Origin of the sequence: Vibrio harveyi NBRC 15634 = ATCC 14126 = KCTC 12724 (genome assembly GCF_001591145.1) — a bacterium.
Classification (GTDB): domain Bacteria; phylum Pseudomonadota; class Gammaproteobacteria; order Enterobacterales; family Vibrionaceae; genus Vibrio; species Vibrio harveyi.
In genome coordinates this window covers 1-17,754 of sequence record NZ_BCUF01000055.1, presented here as the reverse complement: position 1 = coordinate 17,754, position 17,754 = coordinate 1, and the positions used below count along the sequence as shown (strand labels likewise).

The 17,754-nt window shown below is 45.6% G+C and carries 17 protein-coding genes; 10 read left to right on the top strand and 7 right to left on the bottom strand.

Features of this window, described 5'->3' with window-relative positions; all coding sequences use genetic code 11:
- Window positions 1-25: 25 nt before the first annotated feature.
- Window positions 26-904 carry a 4-hydroxy-tetrahydrodipicolinate synthase gene (dapA, locus tag VHA02S_RS21405; RefSeq protein WP_005445343.1) on the bottom strand — a complete coding sequence of 293 codons (879 nt, stop codon included), beginning with the start codon at window positions 902-904 and terminating at the stop codon, window positions 26-28.
- Between the two features lie 396 nt (window positions 905-1,300).
- On the opposite strand from dapA, the gene VHA02S_RS21400 reads away from it, so the two are divergent.
- Together VHA02S_RS21400 and bcp are read left to right on the top strand one after the other, a co-directional pair.
- Window positions 1,301-1,843 (top strand): glycine cleavage system transcriptional repressor, encoded by a 543-nt coding sequence (locus tag VHA02S_RS21400; protein ID WP_005445342.1) that lies wholly within the window; start codon window positions 1,301-1,303, stop codon window positions 1,841-1,843.
- Between the two features lie 15 nt (window positions 1,844-1,858).
- Window positions 1,859-2,329: a thioredoxin-dependent thiol peroxidase gene (gene bcp / locus VHA02S_RS21395; RefSeq protein ID WP_005445341.1), complete on the top strand. Its 471-nt coding sequence runs from the start codon at window positions 1,859-1,861 to the stop codon at window positions 2,327-2,329.
- A gap of 64 nt (window positions 2,330-2,393) precedes the next feature.
- On the opposite strand, the gene VHA02S_RS21390 is transcribed toward bcp, so the two are convergent.
- Both VHA02S_RS21390 and VHA02S_RS21385 read right to left on the bottom strand, forming a co-directional pair.
- A complete protein-coding gene (locus VHA02S_RS21390; protein WP_005445339.1) occupies window positions 2,394-3,464 on the bottom strand; it encodes an AI-2E family transporter in 1,071 nt (356 codons plus the stop codon).
- Window positions 3,457-3,711 (bottom strand): sulfurtransferase TusA family protein, encoded by a 255-nt coding sequence (locus tag VHA02S_RS21385; protein ID WP_038899088.1) that lies wholly within the window; start codon window positions 3,709-3,711, stop codon window positions 3,457-3,459. Before VHA02S_RS21385 ends, VHA02S_RS21390 begins: the two co-directional genes overlap by 8 nt.
- Before the next feature lie 249 nt (window positions 3,712-3,960).
- Here VHA02S_RS21385 and bepA point away from each other — a divergent pair, with 249 nt between their 5' ends.
- Genes bepA through VHA02S_RS21365 form a run of 4 tightly spaced genes read left to right on the top strand, consistent with a single transcriptional unit; the run spans window position 3,961 to window position 6,816 of the window.
- Entirely contained in the window at window positions 3,961-5,415 is a 1,455-nt protein-coding gene (gene bepA / locus VHA02S_RS21380; protein WP_005445335.1) for a beta-barrel assembly-enhancing protease, read from the top strand.
- Window positions 5,416-5,431: 16 nt separating this feature from the next.
- Window positions 5,432-5,782 (top strand): arsenate reductase (glutaredoxin), encoded by a 351-nt coding sequence (gene arsC / locus VHA02S_RS21375; protein ID WP_038899089.1) that lies wholly within the window; start codon window positions 5,432-5,434, stop codon window positions 5,780-5,782.
- Entirely contained in the window at window positions 5,783-6,355 is a 573-nt protein-coding gene (wrbA, locus tag VHA02S_RS21370; protein ID WP_005445329.1) for an NAD(P)H:quinone oxidoreductase, read from the top strand.
- A 20-nt stretch (window positions 6,356-6,375) separates the two neighbouring features.
- Complete coding sequence (locus VHA02S_RS21365) at window positions 6,376-6,816, top strand: DUF2069 domain-containing protein (RefSeq protein WP_009698621.1); 441 nt, start codon at window positions 6,376-6,378, stop codon at window positions 6,814-6,816.
- A gap of 120 nt (window positions 6,817-6,936) precedes the next feature.
- Here the strand turns inward: VHA02S_RS21365 and VHA02S_RS21360 are convergent, their stop codons facing one another.
- Window positions 6,937-8,232, bottom strand: coding sequence for a DUF2066 domain-containing protein (locus VHA02S_RS21360; protein WP_038899090.1), 1,296 nt, complete (start codon window positions 8,230-8,232; stop codon window positions 6,937-6,939).
- Window positions 8,233-8,468: 236 nt separating this feature from the next.
- Between VHA02S_RS21360 and VHA02S_RS21355 the strand changes: the two genes are divergently transcribed.
- Window positions 8,469-9,722: a uracil-xanthine permease family protein gene (locus tag VHA02S_RS21355; protein ID WP_038899091.1), complete on the top strand. Its 1,254-nt coding sequence runs from the start codon at window positions 8,469-8,471 to the stop codon at window positions 9,720-9,722.
- A gap of 138 nt (window positions 9,723-9,860) precedes the next feature.
- Here VHA02S_RS21355 and upp read toward each other — a convergent pair whose 3' ends face one another.
- Window positions 9,861-10,487: a uracil phosphoribosyltransferase gene (upp, locus tag VHA02S_RS21350; RefSeq protein ID WP_005445324.1), complete on the bottom strand. Its 627-nt coding sequence runs from the start codon at window positions 10,485-10,487 to the stop codon at window positions 9,861-9,863.
- Between the two features lie 179 nt (window positions 10,488-10,666).
- Here upp and purM point away from each other — a divergent pair, with 179 nt between their 5' ends.
- The gene (gene purM / locus VHA02S_RS21345; protein WP_038899092.1) at window positions 10,667-11,707 is read left to right on the top strand and encodes a phosphoribosylformylglycinamidine cyclo-ligase; all 1,041 of its coding nucleotides are present in this window, start codon (window positions 10,667-10,669) and stop codon (window positions 11,705-11,707) included.
- 408 nt (window positions 11,708-12,115) lie between these two features.
- Entirely contained in the window at window positions 12,116-12,754 is a 639-nt protein-coding gene (gene purN / locus VHA02S_RS21340) for a phosphoribosylglycinamide formyltransferase (protein ID WP_005445321.1), read from the top strand.
- Between the two features lie 397 nt (window positions 12,755-13,151).
- Here the strand turns inward: purN and VHA02S_RS21335 are convergent, their stop codons facing one another.
- Window positions 13,152-13,997: a class II glutamine amidotransferase gene (locus VHA02S_RS21335; protein WP_005445320.1), complete on the bottom strand. Its 846-nt coding sequence runs from the start codon at window positions 13,995-13,997 to the stop codon at window positions 13,152-13,154.
- 61 nt (window positions 13,998-14,058) lie between these two features.
- Complete coding sequence (lpcA, locus tag VHA02S_RS21330; protein ID WP_005436835.1) at window positions 14,059-14,634, bottom strand: D-sedoheptulose 7-phosphate isomerase; 576 nt, start codon at window positions 14,632-14,634, stop codon at window positions 14,059-14,061.
- Window positions 14,635-14,993: 359 nt separating this feature from the next.
- Between lpcA and fadE the strand changes: the two genes are divergently transcribed.
- The gene (gene fadE, locus VHA02S_RS21325) at window positions 14,994-17,438 is read left to right on the top strand and encodes an acyl-CoA dehydrogenase FadE (protein ID WP_017189239.1); all 2,445 of its coding nucleotides are present in this window, start codon (window positions 14,994-14,996) and stop codon (window positions 17,436-17,438) included.
- Window positions 17,439-17,754: the final 316 nt, after the last annotated feature.

The window sequence follows — 17,754 nt, the reverse complement described above, 5'->3', positions numbered from 1 at the left end:
ACCACCCTCAGCATGAACTTCAATCCTAGTAAATACCGGCGTCTGTTAGCGCTTGTTCCACAACTGGCTGCGATTTTTCAGAAAGTGGGGTTAAAGGAAGACGCAGCTCACCCTCTTCAATCAAACCAAGCTTATGTGCTGCCCATTTCACTGGGATCGGGCTTGATTCAACGAATAAGTTTTTATGCAGAGTCATCAGACGATCGTTGATCGCTTCTGCTTCTTCAAATTTACCTTCACCTGCCAAATGGAACATGTCTGCCATGTCTTTAGCCGCGATATTGTTCGTTACTGAGATAACGCCGTGACCGCCTAGTTTAACAAATTCTAGACCCGTCGCATCATCACCACTTAGTAAGATAAAATCTTCGCCACAAAGTTCACGGTGAAGTGCAATTCGGCTTAAATCACCCGTCGCATCCTTCAACGCCACGATATTATCAAGCTTTGACAGGCGTGCCACTGTCTCAGGCGACATATCTACCGCAGTACGACCCGGTACATTGTACAAAATTAGAGGTACATCACTCGCTTCTGCGATTGCTTTGTAGTGTTGGAACAAACCTTCTTGAGTTGGTTTGTTGTAGTAAGGCGTTACACTCAGGAAGCCAGCAATACCAGAATCAGCCAATAATTTGCTAAATGTAACTGCTTCGTGGGTTGCATTTGCTCCCGTACCAGCAATCACTGGGATACGACCGTTTGCGAATTCAACGGTTTTATTTACGACCTTTACATGCTCTTCAATGGTTAGAGTCGCTGACTCACCAGTGGTGCCAACTGCAACAATACCGTCTGTACCAGCTTCAACATGGTACTCAACAAGCTTTTGTAGACTATCAAAGTCTACTTCACCATCTGCTTTTAATGGTGTAATCAGCGCTACGATACTTCCTGAAAACATGTTTATCTCCCTCATTTAACTCTTTCTGCATGGTACTGTAATGCGATTGAAAAACACAAGAGCGTAAACTCGCTTACAAAGTACAAATGAATGAATAATTATCAGTTGTTAGAGGTCTAGCAACTAAAATGTGAATTTTGTTCTCAATCCTAGCCATTCTGATAATCGTGTTCGTTGCAGCAAGGATTTCTCACCGCTTTCAATTAGGCGCGGAATATACTCTCTCGCCGAGAAGCTCAAGTCAGCGTTGAGTGAATTAATAGTGCACGCAATCAGCAAACTGTTCACTAAATCAACAAAGCGTTTTAACAAGTTTAAAAAAAGAACTGACTCGACATTTCTACTCCATATCTGTGCTAACATCTCTCTATTGAAGAAAGGACAAGAAGCTCATTTATGAAGCAACATCTGGTACTTACAGCGGTTGGAACGGATCGTCCGGGCATATGTAACCAAGTGGTTAAGCTCGTCACACAAGCTGGCTGTAACATTGTCGATAGCCGTATCGCTATCTTTGGTAACGAATTTACCCTTATCATGCTGCTTACTGGTAACGCCAGTAATGTCACTCGTGTCGAAACGCAATTGCCACTTCTTGGGCAAGAACACGACCTCATCACCATCATGAAACGCACATCAGCCCATGAGTTGCTCGATAACAGTTACACCATGGAAGTGTTTATTGAATCAGAAGACCGCATCGGTTTAACCGAGAAGTTTACGCAATTCTTTGCCGATAAACAGATTGGCCTACAATCACTTAGTGCGCAAACAATCAGTAAATCAAAGATCCAGCTGGATGCCGACCAATTCCACATTGCAATCACCGCTTCAGTAAGTGCAGATTGTAACTTGATGCAATTACAAGAAGATTTCGATGAACTTTGTAACACGCTCAACGTACAAGGTTCTCTGAATTTCATTAAAAACAATCTATAAGTAAAGGAAATAATGATGAATACGCTGACAGCAGGCACGCCAGCGCCAGCCTTCTCTTTGCTCGACCAAGATGGCAACACCGTTTCTCTCGGTGACTTCAAAGGTAAGAAAGTACTGTTTTACTTCTACCCAAAAGCGATGACACCAGGTTGTACGACTCAAGCAAAAGGTCTGCGTGATGTAAAAGCAGAACTAGACGCACACAACGTTGTGGTATTGGGTGTGAGTATCGATCCAGTAAAACGCCTAGGTAAGTTCATTGAGCGCGACGAGCTAAACTTCACGCTACTTTCTGACGAAGACCATGCCATTGCTGACCAGTTTGGTGTTTGGGGCGAGAAGAAGTTTATGGGTAAAGTCTACGATGGTCTTCACCGCATCAGCTTCTTGATCAATGAGGAAGGTGTTATCGAACACGTGTTCAACAAGTTCAAAACCAAAGACCACCATGAAGTGGTTGTGAACTACTTGAAAGAAAACGCGTAAACCTAGCTTTCAATCAAACATCAAAAAGCCCAGCGATCGCTGGGCTTTTTATTGGATTCAATTTCTATTCTTGTATTGGTTCGCTTTCTTCCGTACTTGGTAGCGCGTTCCATACTGCTTTTACAAGCGTCGCCAATGGGATAGCGAAGAAGACCCCCCAGAAGCCCCATAAACCACCAAATACCAACACAGCAACAATGATCGCTACTGGGTGAAGGTTAACCGCTTCAGAGAACAGTACCGGAACCAACACATTACCGTCTAGCGCCTGAATAATGCCGTAGGCAACAAGTAACCAATAAAACTGAGGCGTTAAGCCCCATTGGAACAAGCCGACAATCGCGACCGGAACCGTCACCGCAGCCGCACCGATGTACGGGATAAGCACTGACAAACCCACCGCTACAGCAAGCAATGCAGAGTAGCGCAGGTCAAGAATCGCGAAAGTCACGTAACTCACGCCACCCACGATCAAGATTTCCAGCACCTTACCACGAATATAGTTCGAGATTTGTTCGTTCATCTCGTGCCATACTTTGTTCGCCAGCTTACGGTTCTTCGGTAAGATGCCACTTGCCATGCTGAGCATCTCATCTTTGTCTTTTAGTAAGAAGAACACCAATAATGGAACAAGAATCAAGTAAACCGCTAGCGTTGCTAAACTCACTAGAGAAGCCAGTGAGCCTTTTACGACGCTCTCACCTAAGCCAATCGCTTGGTTCTTCGCGTTAGTCACCACGGTTTCAACAATTTCTAGGTTCGCCAGCTCAGGGTAACGTTGTGGCAAGGTTGCAATGAACTTTTGTAGTCCAGCATACATGTTCGGAATATCGTTGATTAAATTCCCCACCTGAGTCCAAATCGTTGGCACTAAACCAAATACCGCGATCAACATTAAGCCAATAAAAATCAGTATGACAGTAATGACAGAAAACGTACGTGGGATACCCAAACGGCACATCTGCGTTACTGGCCATTCAAGTAAATATGCAAGAACAATGGCCACCAGCAATGGCGCAATCAAATGCCCGAAAAAGTAAATTGTAATAAAGCCGAACAGCAGTATCGCCACGAGGCTCACTGCATGTGGGTCTGAAAAGCGTCGCTTATACCAACGACTTACCATTTCAAGCATCGTACGAAGATTCCTTATTGAATACGGTCAAAGTGAAGTGTTCAGGAGAAGCTTGGCAATCCACTGTGTAGCCTTGGTTACGCAAATACTTCACGATATCGTGCTTAGAGCTTTTATCCACCACTTGAATAACAAGCTGATGATCTTGTTGTGTTTCTTCCTGAAACACCTCAGCAGCGTGACGCTTGGCAAGTAACAGTGCCATAGGGCAGCGTTCCTTACGCAAATCAAATAATATGGATTCCATTGTATTGCTCTGCACTTGTGATAGGGTTGTATTGTAACGGCTTTTTGAGCTGGTGCTAGCATTTCTCACATGATTTAAGAGTAGACGCGCAGGACTTTTAGATTGACAATTTACGAAACCAATTCGTTTATCTTCGGTCTTATTGCTAGCATATTCATCCCACAAGGATGACCATAAAGTCTGTGCTGATGTTGAATGGATTTCGCCCCTCAAGCACACACTCGGTATTTTGGAGAATCTTTAAACCGTATGTTAAAACGCACTCGCTCGCTAGTTTGTTTATGCCTTGCTGCTGCATTGAGTACACCAACGCCAGTTTATGCCAATAGTCCCGACCTCCCAGATATTGGTACGGCAGCCGGAGGCACTCTAACGATAGATCAAGAGTTGATTTATGGTGACGCCTATATGCGTATGCTTAGAGCCAGCAAACCTATCGTCAATGACCCTGTTATTAACGAGTACATCGACTCACTGGGTCACCGTTTGGTCGCGAATGCCAATGACGTAAAAACCCCATTCCACTTTTTCATGATCCGAGATCGCAACATCAACGCCTTCGCTTTTTTTGGCGGCTACGTTGCCCTACACTCAGGTCTCTTTCTCCATGCCCGCACTGAAAGTGAGTTAGCCTCCGTTGTTGCTCACGAAATCGCGCACGTTACTCAGCGCCACCTTGCACGAAGCATGGAAGAACAAGCTCGTCGTTCACCAGCAACCATGGCAGCACTTGCTGGCGCTCTTCTGCTTGCGATAGCCTCTCCTGAGGCTGGTATGGCAGCGGTGACGGCAGCAACCGCTGGCAATATGCAAAGCCAAATCAACTACACTCGCTCCAACGAGAAAGAAGCAGACCGCTTTGGTATCGCGACACTGGCAAAAGCGGGCTTTGATGCACAAGCGATGCCACGCTTTTTTGGTCGCCTAGCGGATGAATATCGATACGCAAGCAAACCGCCACCAATGTTGCTCACTCACCCGTTGCCTGAAGATCGTATTACAGACAGTCGTGCTCGTGCTCGTGCTTACCCACCAATGCGGGTGATGCCTTCTATTGATTACCATTTAACCCGAGCTCGCATTGTCGCACGTTATGCCGGAATTGATGGTCAAGCTGCAATGAGTTGGTTTGACCGAACTCAAAAGAAAGCCTCACCTGATATTGTGCCATCATTTGATTATGGTCGAGCCTTGGTACACCTCGACAACAAGCGTTTGAGTGAAGCGGAACCTTTATTGAAAAAGCTCCTTCAGCAAGACCCAGGTAACCCGTTTTATCTGGATGCAATGACCGATCTTTATATTGCTCAAAAGCAACCACAAAAAGCAGTGGATATGCTGAGTAGCGCACTCAAACGCAACCCACAAAACAAAGTCCTGACCATCAACTATGCAAACGCATTACTTGAGGCGAAAAAGGACCAAGAAGCGGTGCGTATTCTGCAGCGCTACACACACGATAACCCAGAAGACACGAATGGCTGGCACCTGCTTTCACAAGGCAGTCATGCGCTGGGTAAAAGTGATGAAGAACTCGCCGCACGTGCCGAAATTTTGGCATTGCGAGCCAACTGGAACAAAGCCATCCAGTATTATAGTGAAGCAAGTAAAATTGCTAAGTTAGGTAGCTTACAACAAGCTCGATATGACGCTCGTATCGACCAACTGATGATCCAAAGAGATCGATTCATGGCATTACAATAACGAAATGGAGAAAACCATGTCAGTCGTGATTTATCACAACCCTCGCTGCTCAAAGAGCCGTCAAACACTTGAACTGCTTGAGCAAAATGGCGTAACACCGGAAGTGGTTAAATACCTTGATACACCGCTTAATGTTGAACAACTGAAAGCGCTTTATGCTCAACTTGGTTTCTCTTCCGTACGCGAAATGATGCGTACCAAAGAAGACATGTACAAAGAGCTGGCACTGGGAGAAGCCTCTGTCAGTGATGAGCAACTGTTCGAAGCGATGGCACAAAACCCGAAACTGTTTGAACGCCCAGTAGTAGTTGCAAATGGGAAAGCAAAAATCGGTCGCCCACCAGAACAAGTTTTGGAAATTCTGTAAATGGATTGCCAGATCCTCATTTTGTATTTCAGCCGTCATGGCTCGACAAAACAACTGGCAAGACAAATAGCAAGAGGAGTCGAGTCGACTCCTCATTGCGAAGCGATTTTACGTACAGTTGAAGAATTGTCACCTCACTCACATACCCCTTCTGATCCAATTGCTACTCTAGATGAGTTGAAGCAGTGCGACGGTCTCGCATTTGGCAGCCCAGTTTGGTTTGGCAACATGGCAGCGCCGCTCAAGCACTTTTGGGATCAAACCACACCTTTGTGGGTGAATGGCGACCTTATCGATAAGCCAGCTTGTGTGTTTACCTCTTCGTCTTCCATGCATGGCGGTCAAGAAACCACGCTACAAAGCATGATGACCCCATTATTGCATCACGGCATGATGGTATTAGGAATCCCTTATTCAGAGCCAGAACTGCACACCACGCAATCAGGAGGCACACCCTATGGCGCAAGCAGTGTAGGACAAGAGCCAAGTCTCACGGCAGAAGAGATTCGTCTCGCACAACAATTAGGAAAACGACTGGCAACCACAGCGAAAAAGCTCAAAGGAAGTCAGTAAGCTCAAGGATAAGTAAATCGATGTCTGACATTATTGACCAACCACCTCTTAGCACACGCACTCAAACCTATCGCTACATGGCGCTGTTTGGCAATTTGGCGTTATTGGCTTGGGTTGCGATTTGGCAACTGGCGTTGTCCCCTCACCCACATCTAAGCAGCACTACATTGGCGATTGCTTGGTGTATACCTCTATTGTTGCCACTTCCTGGTATTTTAGCGGGCAAACCCTACACACACGCTTGGGCAAACTTCGTTCTGATGCTGTATTTCTTGCATGCGTTGACGATTTTGTATGTTGACGATGGTGAGCGTTGGTTGGCCGCAGTAGAGTTGCTCCTTACCTCACTCGGCTTTGCAGGTAACATTTTGTTTGCCCGAGCACGTGGTAAAGAGTTGGGTCTGAAGTTAAAACGCTTATCTCAAGTCGAAAAAGAAGAAAAAGCGAAGTTCAATAAATAGAAGCGAAACAATTACAGGGACATGGCGCTTCAAGCTGAACTAGCTTCATCACATCTCCAGTCATAGAACCACTAAAAAAAAGAGTCGCACTAAGCGACTCTTTTTTGTTTTGAATAAACCTTAACTTAGGTTTTCAACCACATCCGTTTCCAATACTGGCGCGATTTCAGAATCTTGTTCTACTGGCTCGGCTTTCGTGCGAACTGGAGCATTCCATTTGTAGATCAGATCGTACTGCTTTGGCGCTGGTTGTAGTGCAACAGCAGGTGTGATTGATGCCGGCTCAGTTGCCACATTTGTTTCCGTTGCCGTATCGAGCTCAACGACTTGAGCGGTTTGATCTTCTGTTGTTTCCGCTGGCAATTGCGTTGGTTGAACAACTTCCTCAGGAAGCTGGGCTGGTGCTGACGGCTCTACATTCTCAAGCGGGTCTTCGGTAATCTCAAGTGAACGGATAGAAGACGCTTCTTGTTCAAACGCTTGTTGAGATGCCAACAAGTGAATCGTTAACGTCACTTGATTGCCTTGAATTCGTTTGATTTCAGTACCCGCAACTGAGTTTAGCTTCGTCAATGAGTTCTCAAGATTAAAGAAGTCCATCGCTGATGCGACATCTAATACCTTCACATCAATCGCTTCAGATGATTTGCTTGATACCACAACAGCACTCTTCTTCGCGTAGTAGTCTGCGATACCACCCATCATGGCGGAGATTGCATTTGCACCAGACGCTGAGCCACTGCGAGGTGACTGTTGCGATTGAGCAAGTTGCGCTGGTGATTGGTCATATAGCGTCCAGCGAATTTTATCGCCTTGCACACGCACCACTAGCACAGCATCAACAGGGTAACGCTGACTCGCTTGGCTGATTGGGTCTACAAAGCCCCCCCACAAATCAGACACGTTAACACCCGTAACATCATCAAAGTCCCCCACAGGCATAGTGACTGGTAGGCCTCGAGATTCAGCCGCAGCGCGCAGTGCAGCAGCACTGGTTGAGTCTGAATGCTCCCAAGTGATCGTACGATCATAGCCCTGCTCTTCTACCATCCAAACTAAGATGTTGGCACGGTTTGGAGACCATAATGGTAATTGCGCTTGAGTCAGTAGTGAACGAATCTGACCACTATTAAACAGCATCTTTAAACTGCTTTGACCATCAAGCTGACCATAACCAAGCTGAGAAATGTAGCGAGAACTTGAACCCACTGCTTTCTTTATTACCGGGTTGCTAAGGGAAGATTGGCTACCTGTCGCACGCACAATCACATCTTGCATACCTTGTTGACGAGCGAGCTCTTCGCCGTCTTTTTGCTCACCGTCGATCGCCACTTCGGCACGATAGATATCTACCTGAGTTAATGCATAAACTGGCAGAGACAACCAACCTATCAATAAGAGAGCTAAATAGCGCATAGTTTTCATAATCCTCTGAACAAGAACCCGCATGATAAGCAACTATCAAACCGTGAGCAAGAAGAGTACTGAGTGAATTGTCTGTATTCTGACCAAGTTAAAACACGGAAGTGAAACTAAACATTCGTCGACCTTATAAATCCACACAAAAGTTTGATCTAGGCAACATTGCAATCGATTGCCAGATGATAAGATTCGCCGGATTTGTCTGCGTATCTTTGAAATAGGGAATTATTATGAAAAACGCGTTACAAGGCGCTCAGATGCTCTTTGTCGCTTTTGGTGCTCTCGTATTAGTACCACTTCTTACTGGTCTTGACCCAAACGTTGCTCTGTTTGGTGCTGGTGTCGGTACTCTTCTTTTCCAACTAATAACTAAACGTTCCGTTCCTATCTTCCTTGCCTCTTCTTTTGCGTTTATTGCTCCTATTATGTTCGGTATCCAAACTTGGGGTATCGGTGCGACTATGGGCGGCTTAATGGCGGCGGGTTTGGTTTATGTCGCGCTTGGTGCGATGATCAAAGTGCGTGGTGTCGGCTTCATCCATAAAATTTTACCACCAGTTGTGGTAGGTCCGGTGATTATGGTCATTGGTCTTGGTTTGGCACCAACAGCAGTAAACATGGCGGTAGGTAAAACCGGTGACGGTGCCATCCAACTCGTAAATGGTGATGCTGCAGTTATCATTTCAGCAGTGTCATTGCTAACGACCATCGCACTGAGTGTATTCGCGAAAGGCTTCCTAAAACTGGTGCCTATCGTCGGCGGTATCTTAGCGGGTTACTCTGTTTCGCTTTTCTATGGTGTGGTTGATTTCACTCCAGTAGCTCAAGCTGCTTGGCTAGCCATGCCAAACTTCACGGCGCCAGAGTTTAACATCAACGCTATCTTATTCATGATCCCAGTTGCGATCGCACCAGCGGTAGAGCACGTAGGAGACATGCTGGCTATCTCAAACGTAACGGGTAAAAACTACCTGAAGAAACCTGGTCTTCACCGCACCATTGCGGGTGACGGGGTGGCAACAATTGCGGCTTCTATGGTTGGTGCTCCACCAAATACAACTTACAGCGAAGTAACGGGCGCAGTGATGCTGACTAAAGCCTTTAACCCTGTGATCATGACATGGGCGGCGATCACGGCAATCGTACTTGCCTTAGTGGGTAAGCTCGGAGCCATTCTACAAACGATCCCTGTTCCGGTCATGGGTGGCATCATGATCCTATTGTTCGGTTCTATCGCAACCGTCGGTCTAAACACGCTCATCAAAAACACTGTGGACCTGCACAAATCACGTAACCTAGTGATCGTCGCAGTAACACTGGTATTTGGTATCGGTGGCATGGCTTTCGGTATTGGCGAGTTTAGCCTACAAGGTGTGAGCCTGTGTGGTATCGTGGCTATCATTCTTAACCTTGTGCTACCACACGATCTTGGTGAAAACCACGTGGTGGATAATGCACAGATGGAAGAAGACAACGCGAAGTAATTTATCGTGCGGCTTAATTGATTTGAGTCGCGCGGTTATCACTTTCATATCTAGCTTCTAGCTTCCACATAGCAGAGACAAAAAAGGCTTGGTTTTCACCAAGCCTTTATTTATTCAATTCAGTAAAAGCAATAACGCTTATTTAGTACCGAAGATCTTGTCACCAGCGTCACCTAGACCAGGAACGATGTAACCTTTGTCGTTTAGCTTCTCATCGATTGCAGCAGTGTATAGCTCAACGTCTGGGTGAGCTTTTTCTAGCGCTTCGATACCTTCAGGAGCAGCGACAAGAACAAGTACTTTGATTGCCTGACAACCTTTCTCTTTTAGAAGGTCGATAGTCGCGATCATAGAACCACCTGTTGCAAGCATTGGGTCAACAACTAGAGCAATACGCTCATCGATGTTAGAAGCAAGCTTGTTAAAGTATGGTACTGGCTCTAGTGTTTCTTCATCGCGGTAGATACCAACAACACTGATACGCGCGCTTGGCATGTGCTCTAGAACACCATCCATCATGCCTAGACCTGCACGCAAGATTGGCACTACTGTTACTTTTTTACCCTTGATTTGGTCAACTTCTACAGGACCATTCCAACCTTCAATGGTTACTTTCTCTGTTTCAAAGTCTGCAGTCGCTTCGTAAGTAAGTAGGCTACCGACTTCTGTCGCTAACTCACGAAAACGCTTCGTGCTGATGTCACCTTCTCGCATTAGACCGATTTTATGTTTTACTAGAGGGTGTTTAACTTCAACAACTTTCATTTCCATCTCCGGCTTTATTGGCAATATTTAAACAAACCTTCAGATTATACATGATTTTTGCAGGGATATCAGGATAGATCACTAAAGAAAAAAACCGACGCAAACGTTTGCTATCTGTATTTAACCACTGGTAGAATAGCGCCGTTTTCATATCCAACTTAAAAACCGAGGACTTCCCTGTGAGTGGTAACAACTCTTCTCTTAGCTATAAAGACGCTGGTGTAGATATTGATGCAGGCAACGCGCTTGTAGATCGTATTAAAGGTGCGGTTAAGCGTACTCGTCGCCCTGAAGTGATGGGTGGTATCGGCGGTTTTGGCGCATTGTGTGAACTACCAACTAAATACAAACAGCCTGTACTGGTTTCTGGTACTGACGGTGTAGGTACAAAACTTCGCCTAGCGCTGGATATGAACAAGCACGACACTATTGGCGTTGACCTAGTGGCAATGTGTGTAAACGATCTAATCGTTCAAGGTGCAGAGCCATTATTCTTCCTAGATTACTACGCGACAGGCAAACTGGATGTAGACACAGCGGCAGATGTAGTTTCTGGTATCGCTGATGGCTGTGTTCAAGCAGGCTGTGCACTTATCGGTGGTGAAACCGCTGAAATGCCAGGCATGTACGAAGGCGAAGACTACGACGTTGCAGGCTTCTGTGTTGGCGTAGTGGAAAAAGAAGATGTGATTGATGGTACTAAAGTAGCTGCTGGTGATGCACTTATCGCAGTTGGCTCTAGCGGTCCACATTCGAACGGTTACTCGCTTATCCGTAAGATTCTAGAAGTTTCTGGCGCAGATAAGAACGAAGAGCTAGCAGGTCGCACTATTGGCGAACACCTTCTAGAACCAACTAAGATTTACATCAAATCAGCACTTAAGATGATTGAGAAACACGATATCCACGCGATCTCTCACATCACTGGTGGTGGTTTCTGGGAAAACATTCCACGCGTACTGCCTGAAGGAACCAAAGCCGTTATCGATGGTAACAGCTGGGAATGGCCAATCATCTTCAAATGGTTACAAGAGAAAGGCAACGTTGAAACACACGAGATGTACCGTACGTTCAACTGTGGTGTTGGTCTAGTCGTTGCACTACCAAAAGACCAAGCGGACGCAGCAGTTTCACTTCTTAAAGAAGAAGGCGAAAACGCATGGGTGATTGGTGAAATTGCTCAAGCAGAAGCCAATGAAGAGCAAGTCGAAATCCAATAACTTGCGAATCAAGCTCAAAAAATAAAAAGAATGAGGATGTTATCCCCAAATAACTTCTAAATGCTGGTTCAGCGAGAATGAATTGGTTTGTAGGCGCGACAACGATTTGAAGATCTAGTGGTTCTAAATCAAAAATCGTTAACAAAGTATACAAGCCAATACAGCTCGCCCTTCGGGAGCATGTCACCAATACGATTTCATCGTCAAACAACTTGGAAAAAGCTTACTATTCCACTGCGTTGTTTTCTTTGAACTAGAATTGGTGACAAAGCTCTGAATCCAGCCTAATGAAGTCATTTGGGGATATAGTCCTCATTCTGCTATCTGGAACATCGAAAACCATTCTAATAGTAGGTAATTTAGCAATTACGCACGTCAAACCTACAGTATCAAGGCAGTCTCAATATCATGAAAAACATAGTGGTCCTCATTTCAGGTAACGGCAGTAACCTGCAAGCTATCTTGGAAGCTTGCGAAGACAACATGCCAAATGCACAAGTCGCAGCCGTATTCTCCAACAAAGCTGACGCTTATGGTTTAGAACGTGCAAAGCAGTTTGATGTGAACGACCATTTTGTCGATCCAAAAGCATTTGATTCACGCGAAGACTTTGATGCTGAACTGATGCAGCAAATCGATGAGTACCAACCAGACGTCATTGTGCTCGCAGGCTACATGCGTATTTTGAGCAGCGCGTTTGTTTCCCACTATCTGGGCAAGATGATCAACATCCACCCTTCTCTTCTGCCAAAGTACCCGGGGTTACACACCCACCAGCGCGCGATTGATGCAGGCGACAAAGAACACGGCACCAGTGTTCACTTTGTGACAGAAGAATTAGACGGCGGACCTGTGGTATTGCAAGCAAAAGTGCCAGTATTTGAAGACGACGATGCCGATACTCTAGCCGCTCGCGTTCAAACTCAAGAGCACAAGATCTACCCAATGGTGACTAAGTGGTTAGTAGAAGAGCGCTTAACCATGAAAGATGGCAAAGCATTTCTTGATGGTTTTGAGCTTGGTGAACACGGCTACGCTGACGAGTAATTCTGAATACCAAATTCCAAACGCAAAAAGGCAGCCATCAGGCTGCCTTTTGTTATTTTAAATCTTATAAGCTTGGCTCAATGAAGCCGTTGTCAAACTAGAAACCAAAACTAACAACCTAAAAAGTCCCTGACACCACCTTAGCAATACAACACTCGGATAGTAGATTCTGAATCTGACTCGTTCCTCGTCGTTCAGAATGACGCTGCAGGCAAAGAAAAATCAATTTCACTTCAATTATTTACGTCATTCCAGCGAGCCTTAGCGAGACTAGGAATCTATTATCAATACGCTAGGAAGTAAAAATGCTCATCTGTACCCGCCTTCGGTTTAAGGCGCATAAAAATAAAGCTCGCGATTAAGCGAGCTTTATCTAGATGTTCATTGTCAAAAACCATCACTCCAACGGTTCAGTCGGCGCTTGGTTACCTGGCTTCGGTGCAGCAAATGGAACATCTTCCAGAGCTTTGGCATTGTTCAATACCAATTCCCCAACGTGAAACAAACCGTACTCGCCCGGCTTCATGCGATGCCATGTTTCATTGCCAGTAAGCGGCTGAGTTGCAATCACAGAAACCACATCATTTGGTGTCGTCTCTTCTTGGAAGTTGATTTCTACATCTTCATCCAACAGAGCGGCCTTGCCAAATGGAGCTCGACGGGTAATCCAATACAAATGGTTGGTACAGTAAGTCATCACAAACTCACCGTCGCTGAGCAGCATATTGAACACGCCTTTCTCTTTTAGCTTGTCGCAACATTCAGCGACATAGATAAAGACCGCTTCCATATCCTGAGGAGGCTCAGGATACTTATCTTCCATCTGCTTTAATAGCCAGCAAAATGCCATTTCACTGTCAGTTTGCCCTACCGGACGGTGACGCCCTGTGTACAAATCTTGGTAATCGGTCAGCTGACCATTGTGTGCAAAAGTCCAGTAACGCCCCCAAAGCTCACGCGTAAACGGATGGGTGTTTTCCAGATTCACACCACCTCGGTTAGCTTGGCGAATATGACTCACTACTGCGCGACTTTTTATCGGGTAGTTTTGCACTAATTCAGCAATCTTTGAGTCACAACTTGGGTTTGGATCTTTGAAAGTGCGGAATCCCTTTCCTTCATAAAAAGTGATTCCCCAACCATCACGATGCGGACCAGTACGACCACCGCGCTGCATCAATCCAGTAAAACTGAAACAAATATCGGTTGGAACATTTGCGCTCATGCCGAGCAATTCACACATGGTTTAACGAACTCCTTACCTTAAAACACAACTAAGCCATCATTCAGCTTAGTTGTAAATCTTATTCCATCTCTTTTTCGATCAATTGAATAATGATGTGAATGATCTTGATGTGTACTTCTTGGATACGGTCTGCATAACCGAAATGCGGTACGCGGATCTCGATGTCTGCAAGACCGGCCATCTTACCGCCATCTTTACCCGTTAGCGCAATCGTCTTCATGCCTTTTGCTTGGGCTGCTTCAATCGCTTTTAAGATGTTACCTGAGTTACCAGAAGTCGATAGACCGAATAGAACATCACCTTTGCGACCCACTGCTTCTACGTAACGTGAGAAGACAAAATCATAGCCAAAGTCGTTACTTACGCAAGAAAGGTGGCTTGGATCTGAAATAGCGATGCCAGCATAACCTGGACGGTTTTCACGGTAGCGACCTGTTAGTTCTTCTGCAAAGTGCATTGAGTCACAGTGCGAACCACCGTTACCACACGACAGAACTTTACCGTCTTGCTTGAAAGAATCAGCAATCATTTTCGCTGCTGCTTCGATTTGCGCGATGTTGTGATCATCACTTAAAAACTTGTTCAGAACTTCAGCAGCTTCGTTTAATTCACTTCTAATCAGATCTTGGTACATAAGACGTTCTCTTTATTATTTCGGCCAAAACAGTGAGGTTGAGCCTCTCGCTTAGCAAATTGTGCTGATGAGGCAATTGCCTTGCACATTTCATTACTCTGAGTTTACCCACAAACGAGAATTAGTGTCGATAGCGAACCACAAGATTTGGATTCTTCACGGTAATAAACTTGCTAACTTGCTTATGAAATCATCACCCAACTCTCAACTTTAGAATTTTAACTCTACTTAGATCACTTTTTGCTCAATGTTGTGTTTTACATTTCTTTAATATTTTGATTACACTTATGAGAACTGGTTAGACCTCTTACCAAAATACAGACGTACAACATAATTAAAGTCTGAGAAGGAAAAAACATATGGACATCTTGCTCTCAATCGTAGCGATGACAGTTGTGTTAGGCATTACGCTTTACCACAGAATGTCACTCGTGAAATCCGTCAGCCTGCTAACAGCTGCCATGCTAGCACTGACTATCGCAGGCTCAGTTGGTTTTATTGGCTGGGTACTTTACGTTCTTGCCGTTGCAGTGTTCGCGGTTTCTAGCATTCGCCAATCCCTCATTAGCCGCAAAGCACTTGCTCTGTTTAAGAAAGTCCTACCTGCTATGTCTCAAACCGAAAAAGAAGCATTAGACGCAGGTACAGTGTGGTGGGAAGCAGAACTATTTAAGGGCAAACCTGAATGGCAAAAACTTCATGCCATCAAAGCTCCTAAATTAAGTAAAGAAGAGCAAGACTTCTTAGACGGTCCTGTAAACGAAGTGTGCGCCATGGTTAGTGACTTTCAGGTAACACACGAACTTGCAGATTTACCACCAGAAGTGTGGCAATACCTTAAGGACAATAAGTTTTTCGCCATGATCATCAAGAAGAAATACGGCGGTCTTGAGTTCTCTGCATACGCTCAATCTTTGGTATTACAAAAACTAACCGGCGTTTCTGGCGTTTTGTCATCTACCGTTGGTGTTCCAAACTCGTTAGGTCCTGGTGAACTACTGCAACACTACGGCACTGAAGAGCAGAAAAACCACTACTTACCCCGTCTTGCTGAAGGTAAAGAAATCCCATGTTTCGCATTAACTAGCCCAGAAGCAGGTTCCGATGCAGGCTCAATCCCAGATTACGGCATTGTATGTAAAGGCGAATGGGAAGGCGAAGAAGTGCTTGGTATGCGCTTAACATGGAACAAGCGCTACATCACTCTTGCTCCTGTCGCAACGGTACTTGGTCTTGCTTTTAAACTGCGTGATCCTGATGGCTTGCTAGGCGACCAAAAAGAGTTGGGCATCACCTGTGCGCTTATTCCAACGGACCTAAAAGGCGTTGAGATCGGCAATCGTCACTTCCCGCTTAATGTACCATTCCAAAACGGTCCAACCCGCGGTAAAGACATTTTCGTTCCGATGGATTTCATTATTGGTGGCGAGAAAATGGCAGGTCAAGGCTGGCGTATGCTGGTTGAATGTCTGTCAGTTGGTCGAGGTATCACACTGCCTTCTAACTCAACTGGTGGAATCAAAACTGCCGCGATGGCGACAGGTGCTTACTCGCGTATTCGTCGTCAGTTCAAACAACCTATCGGTCATATGGAAGGCGTAGAAGAACCATTAGCGCGCCTAGGTGGTAATGCTTACGTTATGGATGCGGCAAGCAACTTAACTGTAGCTGGTATTGACCTTGGTGAAAAACCTTCGGTTATCTCGGCTATCGTGAAATATCACTGTACTCACCGTGGGCAGCAAAGCATCATCGACGCGATGGACATCGTAGGTGGTAAAGGTATCTGTATGGGTCCTTCTAACTTCCTAGCGCGTGGTTACCAAGGTGCGCCAATCGCGGTAACGGTAGAAGGTGCAAACATCTTAACTCGTTCAATGATCATCTTTGGTCAAGGTGCGATTCGTTGTCACCCGTATGTTCTTGAAGAGATGAACGCGGCTTACTCTGACGCAGGCGATGCGGTTGAGAAATTCGATAAAGCGCTAGCGGGTCATGTCAGCTTCACCATGAGTAATCTCGTTCGCAGTATCTGGTTTGGTCTAAGTGATGGTCTGGGTTCCTCATCACCAACTAAAGATGCAACTAAGCGTTACTACCAGCAATTGAACCGTTACAGTGCAAACCTTGCTCTGCTATCGGATATCTCAATGGCGGTGCTAGGTGGCTCATTGAAACGTAAAGAGCGTCTGTCTGCACGTCTTGGCGACATTCTAAGTCAGCTGTACCTTGGCTCTGCAACCCTAAAACGCTTTGAGCAAGATGGTCGTCCGGTTGAAGACCTACCGCTAGTACACTGGGGCTTACAAGACAGCTTGAAGCAGACTGAAGCGGCGATTGATGAGTTCCTAGCGAACTTCCCTAATAAAGTGATCGGTCGCGCACTGCGTGTATTGATCATGCCATTTGGTCGTGTACGTAAAGCACCAAGTGATAAGCTAGACAGCAAAGTAGCTCGTATTCTACAAACGCCAAGTGCAACACGTTCACGCATTGGTCGTGGTCAGTACCTAGAACCAACTGAGCACAATGCAGCAGGTAAAATTGAGCTAGCACTGTCTGTGATTCTTCAAGCTGAGCCTGTGTTCGACAAGGTATGTAAAGCGCAAGGCAAACGCCGCCCATTCCTACGTTTGGATATGATCGCTCAAGAAGGTTTAGAGCAAGGTGTAATCACTCAAGAAGAAGCGGATCTGTTGAGAGAAGCAGAGCAGCATCGTCTAGACACCATCAACGTAGACGACTTTGAGCCAGAGCTATTAGCCGCAAAGCCGCTTTACCCTCAGATGGAGCACGTCGCTTAAGCAGGTAATCACTTAAACGAAAAATAGAAAAGCAAAACGGGAGCTAAGGCTCCCGTTTTTTATTGAATCTCTGCTTCGCACAACACGGCGCTCGCAAAGTCCTAGAACGCTGGTAGCAGATTCTTAGTCTCGCTGGAGCTCGCTAGAATGACGGTTTACTTTGAGTTACCAGGTTACTATACGCACAGTGTTCCTAGGTTTTCGTCATTCTGAACAGTGAGGAACGAACGTGATTCAGAATCTACTTTCCACGTGCTCCTTAGATGAGGACGCCCCAAAGCCCTAGAGCGCTGATAGCAGATTCTTAGTCTCGCTT

Bases quoted from the DNA above. Each gene is read 5' to 3' on its own strand.
- VHA02S_RS21390 (WP_005445339.1), bottom strand. From the start codon at position 3,464: ATGCTTGAAATGGTAAGTCGTTGGTATAAGCGACGCTTTTCAGACCCA.
- VHA02S_RS21360 (WP_038899090.1), bottom strand. From the start codon at position 8,232: ATGCGCTATTTAGCTCTCTTATTGATAGGTTGGTTGTCTCTGCCAGTT.
- arsC (WP_038899089.1), top strand. From the start codon at position 5,432: ATGTCAGTCGTGATTTATCACAACCCTCGCTGCTCAAAGAGCCGTCAA.
- VHA02S_RS21335 (WP_005445320.1), bottom strand. From the start codon at position 13,997: ATGTGTGAATTGCTCGGCATGAGCGCAAATGTTCCAACCGATATTTGT.
- bcp (WP_005445341.1), top strand. From the start codon at position 1,859: ATGAATACGCTGACAGCAGGCACGCCAGCGCCAGCCTTCTCTTTGCTC.
- fadE (WP_017189239.1), top strand. From the start codon at position 14,994: ATGGACATCTTGCTCTCAATCGTAGCGATGACAGTTGTGTTAGGCATT.
- lpcA (WP_005436835.1), bottom strand. From the start codon at position 14,634: ATGTACCAAGATCTGATTAGAAGTGAATTAAACGAAGCTGCTGAAGTT.
- wrbA (WP_005445329.1), top strand. From the start codon at position 5,783: ATGGATTGCCAGATCCTCATTTTGTATTTCAGCCGTCATGGCTCGACA.
- purN (WP_005445321.1), top strand. From the start codon at position 12,116: ATGAAAAACATAGTGGTCCTCATTTCAGGTAACGGCAGTAACCTGCAA.
- VHA02S_RS21385 (WP_038899088.1), bottom strand. From the start codon at position 3,711: ATGGAATCCATATTATTTGATTTGCGTAAGGAACGCTGCCCTATGGCA.
- VHA02S_RS21400 (WP_005445342.1), top strand. From the start codon at position 1,301: ATGAAGCAACATCTGGTACTTACAGCGGTTGGAACGGATCGTCCGGGC.
- VHA02S_RS21355 (WP_038899091.1), top strand. From the start codon at position 8,469: ATGAAAAACGCGTTACAAGGCGCTCAGATGCTCTTTGTCGCTTTTGGT.
- dapA (WP_005445343.1), bottom strand. From the start codon at position 904: ATGTTTTCAGGAAGTATCGTAGCGCTGATTACACCATTAAAAGCAGAT.
- VHA02S_RS21365 (WP_009698621.1), top strand. From the start codon at position 6,376: ATGTCTGACATTATTGACCAACCACCTCTTAGCACACGCACTCAAACC.
- upp (WP_005445324.1), bottom strand. From the start codon at position 10,487: ATGAAAGTTGTTGAAGTTAAACACCCTCTAGTAAAACATAAAATCGGT.
- bepA (WP_005445335.1), top strand. From the start codon at position 3,961: ATGTTAAAACGCACTCGCTCGCTAGTTTGTTTATGCCTTGCTGCTGCA.